We start from the raw sequence: 15,745 nt of genomic DNA on the forward strand, positions 1-15,745 counted from the left end.
TCCCGAATCCCGAATGCCGACTCCCGAATCCCGGCGAGCGCAGCGAGCTGATGCCCACACCGCTGCGCCGCCGCCTGCGCCTGGCCCGTCGGGGTGCCGTCTACGGCGCCGCGGTCGTGCTGGTGTGCATGGCCGTGGTGCTCGGGATCGCCAGCCAGGTGTTGCCGCTGGCCGAACGCCATCCGGACCGCATCGCGGCCTGGCTCAGCGAACGCGCAGGCCGCCCGGTGGCCTTCGATGCCGTGAAGACCCAGTGGACGCGCCGTGGTCCGCTGCTGCAGCTGGATGGCCTGCGGCTGGGAGCCGGCGAAAGCGGCGTGCGCATCGGCCAGGCCGAGGTGCTGGTGTCGATGTATGGCGGCTTGTTGCCGGGGCGTTCCTTCACCGAACTGCGCCTGCGCGGGCTGGCCCTGACGTTGCAGCGCGGCGATGACGGCGCATGGTCCGTGCGAGGCCTGCCCGGCCAGCAGCGGGCGGACGACGATCCGCTGTCCAGTCTGGAAGGCCTGGGCGAGCTGCAGGTGATCGACGGGCGCCTGGCCATCGTCGCGCCGTCGCTGGGGTGGGATATCCAGGTGCCCGACATCGACCTGCGCCTGCGCGTGCAGGGCGACCGCGTGCGCGCGGGCACGCGCGCCTGGATCCGCAAGGATGCCGCGCCGCTCAACGTCGCCATCGATTTCGACCGCCGGGCAGGCGACGGCCGTGCGTATCTGGATGTGGCAGCCGAGGACATCGGAGCGTGGTCTCCGCTGCTGCGCTACGCCGGTGTGGTGGCCGAACGCGGCAATGGCCGCGTGCGCGCATGGACGGAGCTGCGCCGGCATCGCGTGGTACTGGTGACGGCGGATGCGCAGTTGCGCCAGGTCGGTCTGCGCGGCGCGCCATTGCCTGCATCCGCCGCGCCGACCCGTGTGGCGTTCGATCAACTGGAAGGTCGCATGCGCTGGCGACTGGTGAACGGTGGCTGGCGCCTCGATGCGCCGCGCCTGCGCGTCGGCAGCGCTCCGGCGGTACAGACTCTCGATGGCCTGGTGCTGGCCGGCGGTGCGCGCTATGCGGTGCTGGCGGATGAAGTGGACGCGGCCCCGCTGTTCGCGGGGCTGGGATTGAGCGACAGGGTCGAACCCGGCCTGCGCCGCTGGCTGGTGCAGGCCAAGCCGGGCGCGCGGCTGGCACGGCTCGCACTGATGGGGCGCCGTGACGGCGCGATGCAGGGCGAAGGCACGCTGCGTGACATCTCGTTCGCACCGGTCGGCGATGCGCCGGGACTCAGCGGACTGGCGGGCGACTTCGACGGCGATGCGTCGGGTTTCCGCCTGAAGCTCGATCCGGCTTCGCGCATGCGCTTCGACTGGCCCAGCGGTTTCGCCGTGGTCCACGACGTCAGGCTGCAGGGCGATGTCCTGGGCTGGCGCGACGGCCAGGGCTGGCGCGTGGGTACCTCGGCGCTGAAGGTGCAGGGCAAGGACTACGGCGCCGACGTGCGCGGTGGCCTGTGGTTCCAGGGGGATGGCACGCGGCCGTGGATCGATCTGGCCGCCGATCTCGACGACGCGCCGGTGCCGGCGGCGAAGGGCTTCTGGATCCACCACAAGATGTCCAAGGCCGCGGTCGACTGGCTGAACGGCGCGCTGGTCGGCGGCACCGTGCGCGATGGACGCGCCATCGTCACCGGCGATCTCGACGACTGGCCGTTCACGCGCCAGAACGGCCGCTTCGAAGCGGTGGCGCGGATCGAGGACGGGCAGTTCAAGTTCCAGCACGACTGGCCGCAGGTGGAGCAGGTGCATGGCGACATCGCCTTCATCGGCAACGGCTTCCTGCTAAAGGCGCGCGGCATGCTGGCGGACGTCGCGGTGCCGGCGTTCGAAGCCGGCATCGCCGATTTCGGCGAGGGCGACCTGAAGATCACCGCGCGCACGGACACCGATGCCGGCAAGCTGCTGGCGATGTTGCGGCAGAGTCCGCTGCACAAGACCTACGCCGATACGCTGGACCACCTGCAGGCGAAGGGGCCGGTGGCGGCGACCTTCGACCTGCTGCAGCCGCTGCACGCCGACGCACAGGCACGCCGCAAGCTCGCCGGTACCGTGGACCTGAAGGGTGCGCAGCTGGCGGAGAAACGCTGGGACCTGGTGTTCGAGAACGTGCGGGGCAAGGCGAAGTACGATGATGGCGGCTTCGCGTCGGGGCCGTTGCAGGTGGTGCACGACGGACAGGCGGGCGTGCTCGGATTGCGCGCCGGCAGCGGCACGCGCGACCGTAACCAGGCGTTCGAGGCGGACCTGTCCGCCGTCGTCGATGCCGATCGCCTGCTGGATCGCGCACCCGAGATGGCGTGGCTGAAGCCTTACATGGACGGACGTTCGTCGTGGACGGTGGGCGTGAACATTCCGCGCGCGTCGACGGGCAAGCCTGAGGCGCCGACGCAGCTCAACCTCACCTCCGACCTGGTGGGCACCGCGATGAGCCTGCCGGCGCCGCTGCGCAAGGCGCCGGGTTCGCCGCTGAAAACCACCGTTCGCGCGCCGCTGCCGATGGGCAGCGGGCAGATCGACGTGGCGTTCGGGGACCTGCTCGCCTTGCGCGCACGCGACAGCAACGGCCAGACCGGCGTGCGCGTCGTGCTGGGCAGCCATGAAGTCAAGGACGCCGCTCCGGCGTCCGGCCTGATCGCGACCGGCCGTGCCGGCACGCTGGACGCGATGGAGTGGGTGGCGCTGGCCAAGGGCGGTGGCGAAGGGGGATCGCTGCCGTTGCGCCACATCGACGTCACCGCCGAGCGTCTGCTGATGATCGGCTCGGTGTTCCCCGATACGCGCCTGCAGCTGGCACCCGCGCAGCAGGCGCTGGCGGTGTCGCTGGATGGCGAAGCGCTGTCCGGCGCGCTGCTGGTCCCCGACGCGAAGGGCGCGGCGATCGCCGGCAAGCTGGCGCGCGTGCACTGGCGCAAGGCGTCCGCGACCGACAGCGGCGCTGCCGTCGCGTCCGCACGCGGCGCTACCGACGATCTCAACCCGGCGGACATCCCGCCGCTGTCGCTGGACATCGAAGACCTGCGTTTCGGCGACGCGCGACTGGGCGCGGCCAAGCTGCGCACGCGCCAGCAGTCCGACGGCATGCATGTCGACCAGCTGCAGTTGCGTTCGCCGGGCCAGCATATCGACGTGAGCGGGCAGTGGACCGGCATGGGGGCAGCGGCCCGCACCCGTTTCGCCGCCGAGGTGAAGAGCGAGAACTTCGGCGTGCTGATGGACGATCTGGGACTGGGCGACCGCGTCGGCGGCGGCCACGGCCAGATCACCGCCCAGGCCGCCTGGCCGGGCAGCCCCACCGCCTTCCGCCTCGCGTCGCTGGAAGGCAGCGTCAAGCTGGCCGCGCGCGATGGCCACCTGCTGGAAGTCGAGCCCGGCGCGGGCCGCGTGTTGGGCCTGCTGAGCGTGGCGGAAGTGCGGCGTCGGTTGATGCTCGACTTCAGTGATTTCTTCTCGAAGGGATTCGCGTTCAACCGCATCGATGGCGACCTCCGCATCACGGGCGGGCTGGCGCGCAGCGAGAACCTGGTGATCGACGGACCCGCGGCCGAGATCCTGATCCGCGGTGACACCGACCTGCGCAGCGAGCAGTTCGACCAGATGGTCGACGTGAAGCCGAAATCCGCCAACGTGCTGACCGCCGTCGGCGCGGTGGCCGGTGGTCCCATCGGCGCGGCGGTGGGTGCCGTGGCCAATGCGGTGCTGAAGAAGCCACTGGCCGAAATGGGTGCCAAGACCTACCGGGTCACCGGCCCGTGGAAATCGCCCAAGGTCGAGGGGGTGGGGCGCGAACAGTCGCGCGTCCGCCAGCACGACCGCGCCGACAGCGCCGACAGCGCCGACCGCGCCGACAGCGCCGACAGCGCCGGCGCTCCCTGACATCCCGCGCGTGGGCGCCCGCGCTTGTCGCGGCCGCCTTCCGCCCCCATGGTGAAGACATGACCCTGCCGATCCCGCTCGCCGAAACTCGTCTCCTCCTGCCCGCCGGCCTGGATCCGTCCGGTCTCGACCGCGCCTTCGGCACGCTGCTGGGGCCGGGCATCGACTTCGGCGACTTGTATTTCCAGCATGCGCGTCGCGAAAGCTGGACGGTCGAGGACGGCATCGTCAAGGACGGCGCGCATTCCATTGAGCAGGGTGTGGGCGTGCGCGCGATCTCCGGCGAGAAGACCGGCTTCGCCTATTCCGACGACATCAACGCGCAGGCCCTCCTGGACGCGGCGAAATCGGCGCGCGCCATCGCCCGCGACGGTGCGGCGCACGCGCCGCGCGCGCTGGTGCGCAGCGGCGGCCACGCACTGTACGCCGGCGACGATCCCATCGATGCGATGGGCAACGAGGCCAAGGTCGAGGCGCTGCGTGCGGTGGATCGCTTCCTGCGCGCCGCCGATCCACGCGTGCAGCAGGTGACCGTCAGCCTGTCCGGCGGCATCGACACGGTGCTGGTGGCGCGCAGCGACGGCGTGCTGGCGTCCGACGTGCGCCCGCTGGTGCGCCTGAACGTGCAGGTCATCGTGGAACAGAACGGTCGTCGCGAATCCGGTTATGCCGGCATGGGCGGCCGCTACGGCTATGCGGAACTGTTCGCCGACGGCAAGCCGGAAGACCTCGCGCGCGAAGCGCTGCGCCAGGCGCTGGTGAACCTGGAGGCGATCGATGCGCCGGCCGGCGTGATGCCGGTGGTGCTGGGCAGCGGCTGGCCCGGCGTGCTGCTGCACGAAGCCGTCGGCCACGGGCTGGAGGGCGACTTCAACCGCAAGGGCACCAGTGTGTATGCGGGCCGCATCGGGCAGCAGGTCGCATCCAAGGGCGTCACCATCGTCGACGACGGCACGCTGCCCGGTCGCCGCGGTTCGCTCAACATCGACGACGAAGGCACGCCGACGAACTGCCCCATGCTGATCGAGGATGGCGTGCTGGTGGGCTACATGCAGGACACCCACAACGCGCGCCTGATGGGCGTGGCGCCTACCGGCAATGGCCGTCGCGAATCGTTCGCGCCCCTGCCGATGCCGCGCATGACCAACACCTACATGCAGGCCGGACAGGACGATCCGGAAGACATGATCCGCTCGGTGAAGAAGGGCCTGTACGCGGTCAATTTCGGCGGCGGCCAGGTCGACATCACCAGCGGCAAGTACGTGTTCTCCGCGACCGAGGCCTACCTGATCGAAGACGGCCGCATCACCGCGCCGGTGAAGGGCGCCACCCTGATCGGCAACGGGCCGGAGACGATGCAGAAGGTGAAGATGGTCGGCCATGACCTGGCGCTGGACCAGGGCGTCGGCATCTGCGGCAAGGACGGCCAGAGCGTGCCGGTGGGCGTGGGCCAGCCGTCGCTGCTGATCGAAGGGCTGACGGTGGGCGGGACGAAGGCGTGAAGCCTGCCTGTCTGTACCTTCTCCCTTCGGGAGAAGGTGGCGCGAAGCGCCGGATGAGGGGCGAGCGGAGTCACGATGTTTGATGCGTCTCGACTTTCGTCGCCCCTCACCCCAACCCCTCTCTCCCGCAGGGATTTCCTTCGGTCGCCGACGGGAGAGGGGCTACTCGGCGGCGGCTTCGTCGTCCTGCGTGTCCGTCGAGGCCAGCAGCTCACGCACTTCGCGGAACAGGTCGCGGAACGCACGCGGCGGCTTGTTCTTCGCGCGTTCGTCGGTGGCGTTGCGGACCAGCTGGCGAAGCTTCTGCCGGTCGGCCGTGGGGAATTCCTCCAGCAGCGCGGCCAGCGCGTCGTCGCCATCGGCCGGCAGACGGTCGCGCCACTGTTCGGCCTGGTGCAGCAGGGCGGTTTCGCGACGCGCGGCTTCGCCGCCCTCGTCCATCGCGTCGCGGATCGCCTCCAGCACTTCATCTTCCTCGCGCCGCATCTGCTTGGCGAGGAACTGCAACTGGCGCTTGTGCGCGATGTGCGAGGTGATGCGCTGCGTTTCCACGATGTGCGGCATCAGCTCCTGGGGAATCGGCAGGCGCGCCAGCTGCGCGGCGGGAAGCGCCACCAGCTTCTCGGCCAGGCTGCGGATCTCCAGCGCCTCGATCCGCTGCTGGGTGCGGCTGGGGCTATAGAATTCGCCGGTTTCGGGGTCGCGTCCGCGCATGGTGAAGCCTCTCTGTCGCTTCCGCGGTGCGCCGTGGAAGCCTGATCGAATGCCGATCCGTCGCCCGTGCGCGGATCACTGGATACAAGGATAAAGCATTGAACGCCACCGCCCTGACTTCCCCTGCCGACAGCCTGGCCCGGCTCGAACGCCTGGAGGCGCTGTCGCAGCGCCTGCTGGACCGCGCGCGGGCCCACGGTGCCACCCAGGCCGAGGTGAGCTGCAGCGAGGAAACCGGCCTCAACGTCAACGTGCGCCTGGGCGACGTGGAGACGGTGGAGGCCACCCGCGACCGCGGCATCGGCGTGACCGTCTACTTCGGCAAGCGCAAGGGCAGCGCCAGTACCGCCTACCTGCGCGAGGAGAGCCTGGAGGCCACGGTGGAACAGGCCTGCGCCATCGCGCGTTTCACCGAGGACGACGAGGCCGCCGGGCTGGCCGATGCCGCGCTGATGGCGCGAGAGTTCCCGGATCTGGATGTCTGGCATCCCTGGGCGCTGGACATGGACCGCGCCGTCGATCTGGCGCTGGCCTGCGAAGCGGCCGGCCGCGACGCCGACGCGCGCATCGAGAACTCCGACGGCGCTTCCATCGGCAGCGGCGAAAGCCTGTCGGTGTACGCCAATTCGCACGGCTTCATCGGCCGCGAGCGCGACACCCAGCACACGATCGGCTGCGCGCTGATCGCCGGGCAGGGCGATGCCATGCAGCGCGACGGCTGGTACAGCACCGCCCTGTCGCACCAGGAACTGGAAGATCCGGTGGCCATCGGCCGCAAGGCCGCCGAACGCACGGTGGCGCGCCTGCAGCCGCGCTCGCTCGCCACCGGCGAGTATCCCGTCCTGTTCTCGGCGGAGGTCGCGCGTTCGCTGGTCGGCCACCTGCTGGGCGCGGTCTCCGGCGGCGCGCTGTACCGGAAGGCCAGCTTCCTGCTGGATCATGTGGGCCAGCGCATCTTTCCCGACTGGTTCGCCATCGAGGAACTGCCGCTGCTGCCGCATGGCCTGCGTTCGGCCGCGTTCGATGCCGAGGGCGTGGCGACGAAGCGCTCCCACCTCATCCGCGATGGCGTGCTGGAGCGCTACGTGCTGGGCAGTTACTCGGCGCGCAAGCTCGGCCTGCAGACCACCGGTAACGCCGGCGGCGTGCACAACCTGCAGGTGAAGGCGAACGCGGGCGGTTTCGCCGACCTGCTGGCGGGCATGCGCACCGGCCTGCTGGTCACCGAGCTGATGGGGCAGGGCGTGAACAGTGTGACCGGCGACTATTCGCGCGGTGCGGCGGGGTTCTGGGTGGAGCAGGGTGTGATCGCTTACCCGGTGGACGGCATCACCATCGCCGGCAACCTCAAGACGATCTTCGCGGGCATCGAGGCGGTGGGCCGCGATGTGGATCGCCGCTCCCATGTCGGCGTGGGCTCCGTCCTTGTCGGCCGCATGACCGTGGCGGGCGAATAGGCGAAAGCGGGTTCCGTGGCCGCCGTCGGCGCGGTTACCCGTTATGCTTGGCATGCGGAGTGCTGCGGGGGATCGCCGCACTCGACCGCCCACCCACCACTTAGGGGAATCACCTAGATGAGCGAATTCGACAACGTCACCGCACCGCCGCCGCCGACCGCAGGCGAGGCGCCCCAGGACCAGCGCACCATGTCGCTGCTGGCGCACCTGCTGGGCATCGTCACCGGCCCGATCGGCGCGCTGATCATCTGGCTGGTCAGCAAGGACGATGCATCCAAGGGCTTCGTCGTGGACCAGTCCAAGGAAGCGCTGAACTTCCAGATCACGGTGTTCATCGCCATCGTCATCTCGTGGATCCTGGCCTTCGTGCTGATCGGCCTGCTGCTGATGCCGCTGGTCGGCATCGCCAACCTGGTGCTGTGCATCATCGCCGGCATCAAGGCCAACAACGGCGAGTCCTACCGTTATCCGTTCGCCCTGCGCCTGATCAAGTAAGCGATCACTGTGGGGAACAAAAAGCCCGGCAATGCCGGGCTTTTTTCATGCCCTCGCTCAGTGCGCGCGATGGATCGCCAGCTCGCCGAGCGCGCGCAGCGCATCGGCACCGCCGCCGTACGGGGCCAGCGCCTCGCGCATGAGGGCATCCAGTTCGGCGAGTTTCGCCTTCGCGCCGTCCATGCCCAGCAGGGCCGGATAGGTCGACTTGGCCTGCGCCACATCCTTGCCGGCGGTCTTGCCCAACTGTTCGGAACTGGCCTCGATGTCGAGGATGTCGTCGCGCACCTGGAACGCCAGCCCCAACGCCGTGGCGAAATCGTCCAGCCGCGCGAGCGTGGCGGCATCGGCTGCGCCGGCCAGCGCGCCCATGCGCACGGCCGCGCGGATCAGGGCGCCGGTCTTCAGGGCGTGCATCCGCTGCAGGTCGTCCAGTGTCTGCCGCGACCCGGTGGCATCGATGTCCAGCGCCTGGCCGCCGCACATGCCGGCGGCACCGGAGGCCTGCGCCAGCGTGCCGAGCCAGTCCACCCGCAGGGTCGCCGCGACCGTAGCCGAGGCCAGTACCTCGAACGCGCGCGTCTGCAACGCGTCGCCGGCGAGGATGGCGGTGGCTTCGTCGAAGGCGATGTGCACCGTGGGCTTGCCGCGGCGCAGATCGTCGTCGTCCATCGCCGGCAGGTCGTCGTGCACCAGCGAATAGGCATGGATCAGCTCGATCGCGATGGCCGGCGCATGCAGCGTGGCCTCATCCGCCTGCAGCAGCGTGCCGCCGGCGTAGACCAGCAGGGCGCGCATGCGCTTGCCGCCGCCGAGCACGGCGTGGCGCATGGCGGCATGCAGGCGTCGCGGGGCGGTGTCGGCCGGTGGCAGCGCCCGATCCAGATGGCCTTCCAGCGCTGCCGCCCAGGCGGCGAAACGCGGATCAGCGGCCATCGGGCGCGGGCGCGAAGGCGTCGCCGTTCTCCGGCTGTTCCGGATCGCTGAGCAGGCGCACGCGCAGTTCCGCCTGTTCGAGCGCGGCCTGGCACTGGCGATACAGGCCGACTCCGCGTTCGTAGGCGGCCAACGAGGCTTCCAGGCTCAGGTCGCCGTGTTCCATCTTCTCGACCAGTTGTTCGAGTTCGTCCAGCGACTGCTCGAAATGGGCGACGGGCGAGGCGTCTGCGGGGGTCTTCTTGGCCATGCGGCAAGTGTGGGGATCGGGCGCGGTCAGGTCAAACGCAGGGCAGGCTCAGCCGCGCTGCCACACCAGTCGCGCACCGTGCGTCCGCAACCAGGTGTCGGCGTCGGCCGACAGGACGAGATCGCCCGCTGCCCACAGCATGTCGCCACGCCAGAGCAGCGGAAGCTGGCGGCGCTCCCAGGGCGGGATGCCGAGCGTCTGCAGCACGTCCTTCAGGGCGTGATGGTGGGACCTGCCGGGCAGGGCGATGCGCTCGCCGCCGCGGCGCGCACCTACCCGCAAGGGCGTATCGAACCGGTGATCGCCGCCCTCCAGCGACAGGCTGCCACCCTCCGGCACTGCGAGCGGGACCGTCCCGTCCCAGTCGGCATGCCAGTCCGCGGGCAGGATGCCGCGCCTGCGCTCGGCATGCAGGAGCCCGCGCCATCGACGCACCACTGCACCCTGCCAGACGAATTCCGCCTGCGCATCGGCCCGCGCATCCAGCAGGTGCGTTTCGATGCGTGCCACCCCTTCGGCCGGCAGCGGCGGCAGCGACAGCCGCTCGATCCATCTGCGCAGTACACGCGCGCGCTGTGCGGGTGCGACCTCGCGCAGCGGGGCGATGGCCAGCGCGGCCGGGTCGGCGGCGGCCGCTTCCGCGAGCAGACGGTCATCCTGGCGCGCCAGCAGGTCGGCGGCCTCCGCGCTGAGCGTCGCGCTGCGCGCGAACGCCGCATCCGCCTGCGGCCAGCGCAGCCGCAGGCGGGGCAGGATGTCGTGGCGGAGGAAATTGCGGTCTGCGTCGGTGCGGGCGTTGCTGGGGTCTTCGACCCAGCGCAGTCCGTGTGCCAGGGCATAGGCCTGCAATGCGTCGCGCGGCGTGCGCAGCAGCGGCCGCCATTGCCATCCGGGGCCGAAGCGGCGCCAGGGCCGCATCCCCGCCAGCCCGTCGGGGCCGGAGGCGCGCAGGGCGCGCAGCAGGAAGGTCTCCGCCTGGTCTTCCAGATGGTGGGCCGTGGCCAGGATATCGCCGGGCGCCATGACGGCGGCGAACGCCTCGCGCCGGGCATGCCGTGCCGCCGCTTCAGGACCTTCGCCCCGGGTGGCATCCACCCGTACATGGCGCACCTGCAGCGGGACATCCAGCGCCGCACAGGCAGCGGCACAGTGCGCCACCCAGGCGTCGGCTTCAGGTTGCAGGCCATGGTGCACGTGGACGGCGCCCAGTCCGCGGCGCTGCAGATCAGGATCCTGCGCCAGGCGATGCAGCAGGACGGTCGAATCGCGTCCGCCGCTCAACGCCACCCACACGCGTCCTTCCGTGGCGGCGGGCAGCAGGGGCAGGGACGGGGACGGGGGGCGCATCCGCGCATGCTAGCGATGAAGCCGCCGGCACGCAGCCTCGGTCCATCATCGTGGCCACGCCTGCGCCCCGGGCTGCCTTGCTTCGGAAGCCGATTCCGGCGAACGGAACGATGCGTCGGCCGCATCGCGCGGGCCGTGCCGCGCGCGACGCTCTACCTGACCTGTTGCAGGATGACGATCAGGGCGGCGGTCCAGCACGCGCCGACGAACAGACCCAGCACCAGGTGCTGGCTGACGCCCGCGCGATGGAAGCGCCAGCGGTTCACCCCCAGCGCCACGATCACGGGCAGCACGAACAGGACCGTCGGCAGCATCCACCAGGGCAACGACAGCAGGTCCATCCCACTCTCCCGCATGCATGGCCGACGAGGGGCCGGCCTGCGTACATCATCGCGCACGGCGCGCGCGCCAGCCTTGATCGTGGTCAACCGTCCGTCGCCGACGGTCCGGGCGCTCGCTGCCCGGGCTCAGGCCGCTTCGTACGCGCCGTAACCGCGCAGGCGCGCGTAGCGCTTCTGCAGAAGTTGTTCGACCGGGAGCCGTTCCAGCGCATCCAGTTCGTTGAGCAGCACGGCCTTCAGGCGCACCGCCATCTGGCGCGGGTTGCGGTGGGCGCCGCCGATGGGCTCGCGCACCACCTTGTCGACCAGGCCCAGCCCATGCAGGCGCTTGGCGGTCAGGCCCAGCTGTTCGGCGGCGTCCTTGGCCTTGGCGGCGTCCTTCCACAGGATCGACGCGCAGCCTTCCGGCGAGATCACCGAGTACGTGCCGTACTCCAGCATCAGCGTGCGGTCGCCGACGCCGATGGCCAGCGCGCCGCCGCTGCCGCCTTCGCCGATCACCGTGCAGATGATCGGGATCTTCAGTTCCGCCATTTCCATCAGGTTGCGGGCGATGGCTTCGGACTGGCCGCGCTCTTCCGCGCCCACGCCGGGATACGCACCGGGGGTGTCGATGAAGGTCAGCAGCGGCAGTTTGAAGCGCTCGGCCATCTTCATCAGGCGCAGCGCCTTGCGGTAACCCTCCGGACGCGGCATGCCGAAGTTGCGCGCGATCTTGCTCTTGGTGTCGCGGCCCTTCTGGTGGCCGATGATCATCACGCTGCGGCCGTCGATGCGGCCCAGGCCACCGACGATGGCGCTGTCGTCGGCGAAGGCACGGTCGCCTGCCAGTTCCTGGAACTCGTCGCAGAAGACCTTGATGTAGTCCAGCGTGTACGGGCGCGCCGGGTGGCGGGCCAGCTGCGAGACCTGCCAGGGCGTCAGGTCGCGGAAGATCTGCGCCGTGCGGATGCGCAGCTTGTCCTGTAGGGCGTGCACCTCGGCATCGACATTCACCGCAGGCCCGGTGCTGGCGGCGCGCAGGTCCTGGATCTTGGCTTCCAGGTCGGCGATGGGTTGTTCGAAGTCGAGGTAGTTCGGATTCATCTGCGGGCCGTGGGCCGGAAAGGGGGAAAGTGTAGCCGAAGCACCCCGACGGTCACGTACGGGGGGGTAGGGCCGTGACGCCGTGCACGTGGCGGCGTCAGTTCGCCCAGGGCCGGTAGAAGGCCGGCTTGGCGGTACGCACGCCGGGCATGGCGCGCAGAGCGTCCAGCAGTTCGGCATCCACGCGCACCGCCTTCTGGCCGTTGAGGTCCAGCATGCCGGCGATCACGCCGTCACCAGCGCCCATCAGCAGGTCCAGGCGCAGCGGCGTGCCGCCGGGACGGTGCCGCGACAGCAGGGCGTCCACGCGTTCCCACAGGCCCGGCACGCGCAGGTCCAGACGCAGTTGCAGGCGTTGCGCGTGCTGCTGGCACAGCTGCGCGTAGTCCCACACCTGGCGGATGCGCAGGCTGTAGCCGCCACTGAACTCGTCCTCGCTCAGGCCGCCCTTGATGACCAGCACGCGGTCGCGCGTCAACAGCGCACCGAACTCGGACAGCGCGTCGGAGAACGCGCTGCACTCGATACGCCCGCGTCCGTCCTCCAGCTGCACGAACACCTGGCTGTCGCCCTTCCGCCGGATGCCCACCACCTGGCCGGCGACGATCGCGTTGACCTCCGGGCGCCAGCCCTTCTTGTCGCCGCCGGATGAGCTGGACCAGATGCGGTCCAGCTCGCTCAGGTCGCTGCCGACCAGCGAGCGCAGGTCGTCGCGGTACGGGTCCATCGGGTGGCCGCTGAGGTAGTGGCCCAGCGTCTCGCGTTCGCCGTGCAGCTTCTGCATCAGCGGCCATTCGTCCGTCACCGGCAGGTCGACGTGGATGTCGTCGCCCCCGCTGCTGGAGCCGAACATGTCGACGATGCCGGCGTTGCGGTTCTTGCTGATCTGGTCGATGGCCTTCAGCACTTCGGGCAACTGCAGCGCCAGCGAGGCGCGGTTGCGGCCCAGTGCGTCCAACGCGCCCGCGTTGATCAGCGCTTCCAGCGCACGCTTGTTGAGCTTGGACGAATCGACGCGCTTGCAGAAATCGAACAGGTCGCGGAACTCGCCTCCCTCGCGCCGCGCCTCGACGATGCTCTCGCACACGCCCTGGCCCACGCCCTTCACCGCGCCCAGGCCGTAGCGGATGGTGCCGGCATCGGTGGCCACGAACATGAAGTCCGAATGGTTCACGTCCGGCGGCCGCACGTTCAGGCCCAGCCCGCGCGCTTCGTCGAGGAAGCCGACCACCTTCTCGGTCTTGTCCATGTCCGAGGACAGCGTGGCGGCCATGAACTCGGATGGGTAGTGCTTCTTCAGCCACGCGGTCTGGTAGGCGACCAGCGAGTACGCGGCGGCGTGCGACTTGTTGAAGCCGTAGCCGGCGAACTTCTCCATCAGGTCGAAGATCTCGTCGGCCTTGCGCTGGTCCACGCCGCCCTTGGCCGCGCCCTCGCGGAAGATCTCGCGGTGCTTGGCCATTTCGGCCGGCACCTTCTTGCCCATCGCGCGGCGCAGCAGGTCCGCGCCGCCCAGCGAGTAGCCGCCGACGATCTGCGCCATCTGCATGACCTGCTCCTGGTAGACCATGATGCCGTAGGTCTCTTCCAGCATGGTCCGCGTGCGCGGGTCGGGGTATTCGAATTCTTCGCGGCCGTGCTTGCGCTCGACGAACGACGGGATCATGTCCATCGGGCCGGGGCGGTACAGCGCGTTCAGCGCGATCAGGTCTTCGAAACGATCGGGCTTGGCTTCCTTCAGCGCGCGGCGCATGCCCGAGGATTCGAACTGGAACACCGAGCCCGTGTTGCCGTTGGCGAACACGTCGCGGTAGACGCTGGCGTCGTCCAGGGGAATGGCGGCGATGTCGAGCGGCGGCAGCCCGGCGCGCGCATGCCGCGCGTTGATCGCCTTCACCGCCCAGTCGATGATCGTCAGCGTGCGCAGGCCCAGGAAGTCGAACTTCACCAGGCCGACGGCTTCCACGTCGTCCTTGTCGAACTGGGTGACCGGGTTCTTGCCGCGCCCGCCTTCGTCGTGTTCGGCGAACAGCGGGCAGAAGTCCGACAGCGGCGACGGCGCGATCACCACGCCGCCGGCGTGCTTGCCGGCGTTGCGGGTGAGGTCTTCCAACTGCCGCGCCAGGTCGATCAGGTCACGGACGTCGTCCTCGTCGCGGTAACGGTCGATCAGTTCCTGCGACGCTGCCTCGCTGCTGCCCTCGCCCATCGCGTCCTTCAGCGACACGCCCAGGATATTGGGGATGAGCTTGGCCACGCCGTCGACCAGGCCGTACGGGAAGCCGAGCACGCGGCCGGCATCGCGCACCACCGCCTTGGCCGCCATGGTGCCGTAGGTGATGATCTGGCTGACGCGGTCGCGGCCGTACTTGCGCGCGACGTAGTCGATCACCTCGTCACGCCGGTCCATGCAGAAGTCGATGTCGAAGTCGGGCATCGACACGCGTTCCGGGTTGAGGAAGCGTTCGAACAGCAGGCCGTACGGCAGCGGGTCCAGGTCGGTGATCTGCAGCGCCCATGCCACCAGCGAGCCGGCGCCGGAGCCGCGGCCCGGGCCGATCGGGATGCCGTGGTTCTTTCCCCACTGGATGAAGTCGGCCACGATCAGGAAGTAGCCGGGGAAGCCCATCTTGCAGATGGTGTCCAGCTCGAAATCCAGCCGCTTCTCGTAGTCCTCCCGCGTATGGCCGGGCGCCAGCGGATTCTTCTCCAGACGCGCCTTCAGGCCGTCGTGCGACTGGCGGCGGATCCAGCTGTCCAGCGTTTCGTCGTCGGGCACGGGATACGCGGGCAGGAAGTACGTACCCAGCCGCATCTCGATGTTGCAGCGCTGCGCCAGCGCCCGCGTGTTGTCGATGGCGTCCGGCACGTCGGCGAACAGTTCGGCCATCTGCTCGGCCGACTTCATGTACTGCTCGGCGCTGTATTCGCGAGGGCGCTTGGGGTCGTCCAGCACGCGGCCGGACGCGATGCACACGCGCGCTTCGTGCGCGTCGAAATCGTCCGGCGACAGGAAGCGCACGTCGTTGCTGGCGATCACCGGCATGCCGCGGGTGCCTGCGGCATGCAGGGCGAAGGCATTGAACGCCTCCTCGCCATCGCGCTGTGTGCGCGTCAGTTCAAGGTGCAGGTCCTCGCCGAACGTACGCTGCCAGTCGGCCAGGTGCTGTTCGGCCAGGTCGTGGCGGCCGGTCAGCGCCAGGCGGCCGGCCAGGCTCTGCCGGCCGATGATGGCGAACAGGCCCTGGTGATCGGCGCGCAGCCATTCCGGCTCGATGGCGACGCCGTCGGTGCGGGGGCCTTCCATCCATGCGCGCGAGAGCAGCCGCGACAGTGAGAGGTAGCCTTCGCGGTCGCGGCACAGCAGGGTCACCGGCCATGGCGCTTCGCCGCCTTCGGCGACCATCACGTCGGCGCCGGCGATGGGCTTGATGCCCACGCCCTCGGCGGCCTTGTAGAACTTCACCAGCGCGAACAGGTTGTTGCGGTCGGTGACCGCCAGCGCGGGCATGCCCATTTCCACCGCCCGGCTCAACAGGTTGGCCTGCTTGGCCTTCTTCGGGTCGGCGTGGTCCGGCTTTTCGGGCACGCGGATGATCGAATCCGCAAGCGAAAACTCGGTGTGCAGGTGGAGGTGGACGAAACGGGAAGACATGCCGGCTCGGAGTGCTGTCAGGGCAGCGTACCGGCGGGGGTGGGG

At 69.7% G+C, this 15,745-nt stretch carries 11 protein-coding genes; 4 read left to right on the forward strand and 7 right to left on the reverse strand.

Translation table 11 applies throughout. The features are described from left to right. The first annotated feature begins 50 nt into the window (after positions 1-50). Positions 51-3,917 (forward strand): YhdP family protein, encoded by a 3,867-nt coding sequence (locus CSC76_RS12075; RefSeq protein ID WP_162110258.1) that lies wholly within the window; start codon positions 51-53, stop codon positions 3,915-3,917. A 59-nt stretch (positions 3,918-3,976) separates the two neighbouring features. Continuing rightward, positions 3,977-5,419: a metalloprotease TldD gene (gene tldD, locus CSC76_RS12080; RefSeq protein ID WP_162110259.1), complete on the forward strand. Its 1,443-nt coding sequence runs from the start codon at positions 3,977-3,979 to the stop codon at positions 5,417-5,419. A 162-nt stretch (positions 5,420-5,581) separates the two neighbouring features. On the opposite strand, the gene yjgA is transcribed toward tldD, so the two are convergent. Then, positions 5,582-6,133 (reverse strand): ribosome biogenesis factor YjgA, encoded by a 552-nt coding sequence (gene yjgA, locus CSC76_RS12085; RefSeq protein ID WP_162110260.1) that lies wholly within the window; start codon positions 6,131-6,133, stop codon positions 5,582-5,584. 98 nt (positions 6,134-6,231) lie between these two features. Here yjgA and pmbA point away from each other — a divergent pair, with 98 nt between their 5' ends. Beyond that, positions 6,232-7,590: a metalloprotease PmbA gene (gene pmbA / locus CSC76_RS12090; RefSeq protein WP_162110261.1), complete on the forward strand. Its 1,359-nt coding sequence runs from the start codon at positions 6,232-6,234 to the stop codon at positions 7,588-7,590. Between the two features lie 117 nt (positions 7,591-7,707). Continuing rightward, complete coding sequence (locus CSC76_RS12095) at positions 7,708-8,085, forward strand: DUF4870 domain-containing protein (RefSeq protein WP_162110262.1); 378 nt, start codon at positions 7,708-7,710, stop codon at positions 8,083-8,085. Between the two features lie 57 nt (positions 8,086-8,142). Here CSC76_RS12095 and CSC76_RS12100 read toward each other — a convergent pair whose 3' ends face one another. From CSC76_RS12100 to dnaE, 6 genes are all read right to left on the reverse strand, one after another. Next, complete coding sequence (locus CSC76_RS12100; protein WP_162110263.1) at positions 8,143-9,021, reverse strand: polyprenyl synthetase family protein; 879 nt, start codon at positions 9,019-9,021, stop codon at positions 8,143-8,145. Then, complete coding sequence (locus CSC76_RS12105) at positions 9,011-9,271, reverse strand: exodeoxyribonuclease VII small subunit (protein WP_162110264.1); 261 nt, start codon at positions 9,269-9,271, stop codon at positions 9,011-9,013. Before CSC76_RS12105 ends, CSC76_RS12100 begins: the two co-directional genes overlap by 11 nt. Positions 9,272-9,319: 48 nt before the next feature. Then, positions 9,320-10,618, reverse strand: coding sequence for a tRNA lysidine(34) synthetase TilS (gene tilS / locus CSC76_RS12110; RefSeq protein WP_162110265.1), 1,299 nt, complete (start codon positions 10,616-10,618; stop codon positions 9,320-9,322). A 152-nt stretch (positions 10,619-10,770) separates the two neighbouring features. Continuing rightward, positions 10,771-10,959, reverse strand: a complete 189-nt coding sequence (locus tag CSC76_RS12115; RefSeq protein ID WP_162110266.1) for a hypothetical protein — start codon at positions 10,957-10,959, stop codon at positions 10,771-10,773. Positions 10,960-11,085: 126 nt separating this feature from the next. Beyond that, positions 11,086-12,045, reverse strand: coding sequence for an acetyl-CoA carboxylase carboxyltransferase subunit alpha (locus CSC76_RS12120; RefSeq protein WP_162110267.1), 960 nt, complete (start codon positions 12,043-12,045; stop codon positions 11,086-11,088). A gap of 97 nt (positions 12,046-12,142) precedes the next feature. Further along, positions 12,143-15,700 (reverse strand): DNA polymerase III subunit alpha, encoded by a 3,558-nt coding sequence (gene dnaE, locus CSC76_RS12125; RefSeq protein ID WP_162110268.1) that lies wholly within the window; start codon positions 15,698-15,700, stop codon positions 12,143-12,145. Between the last annotated feature and the right edge of the window lie 45 nt (positions 15,701-15,745).

The organism is Pseudoxanthomonas mexicana (genome assembly GCF_010093385.1).
Taxonomy (GTDB): Bacteria; Pseudomonadota; Gammaproteobacteria; order Xanthomonadales; family Xanthomonadaceae; genus Pseudoxanthomonas_A; species Pseudoxanthomonas_A mexicana.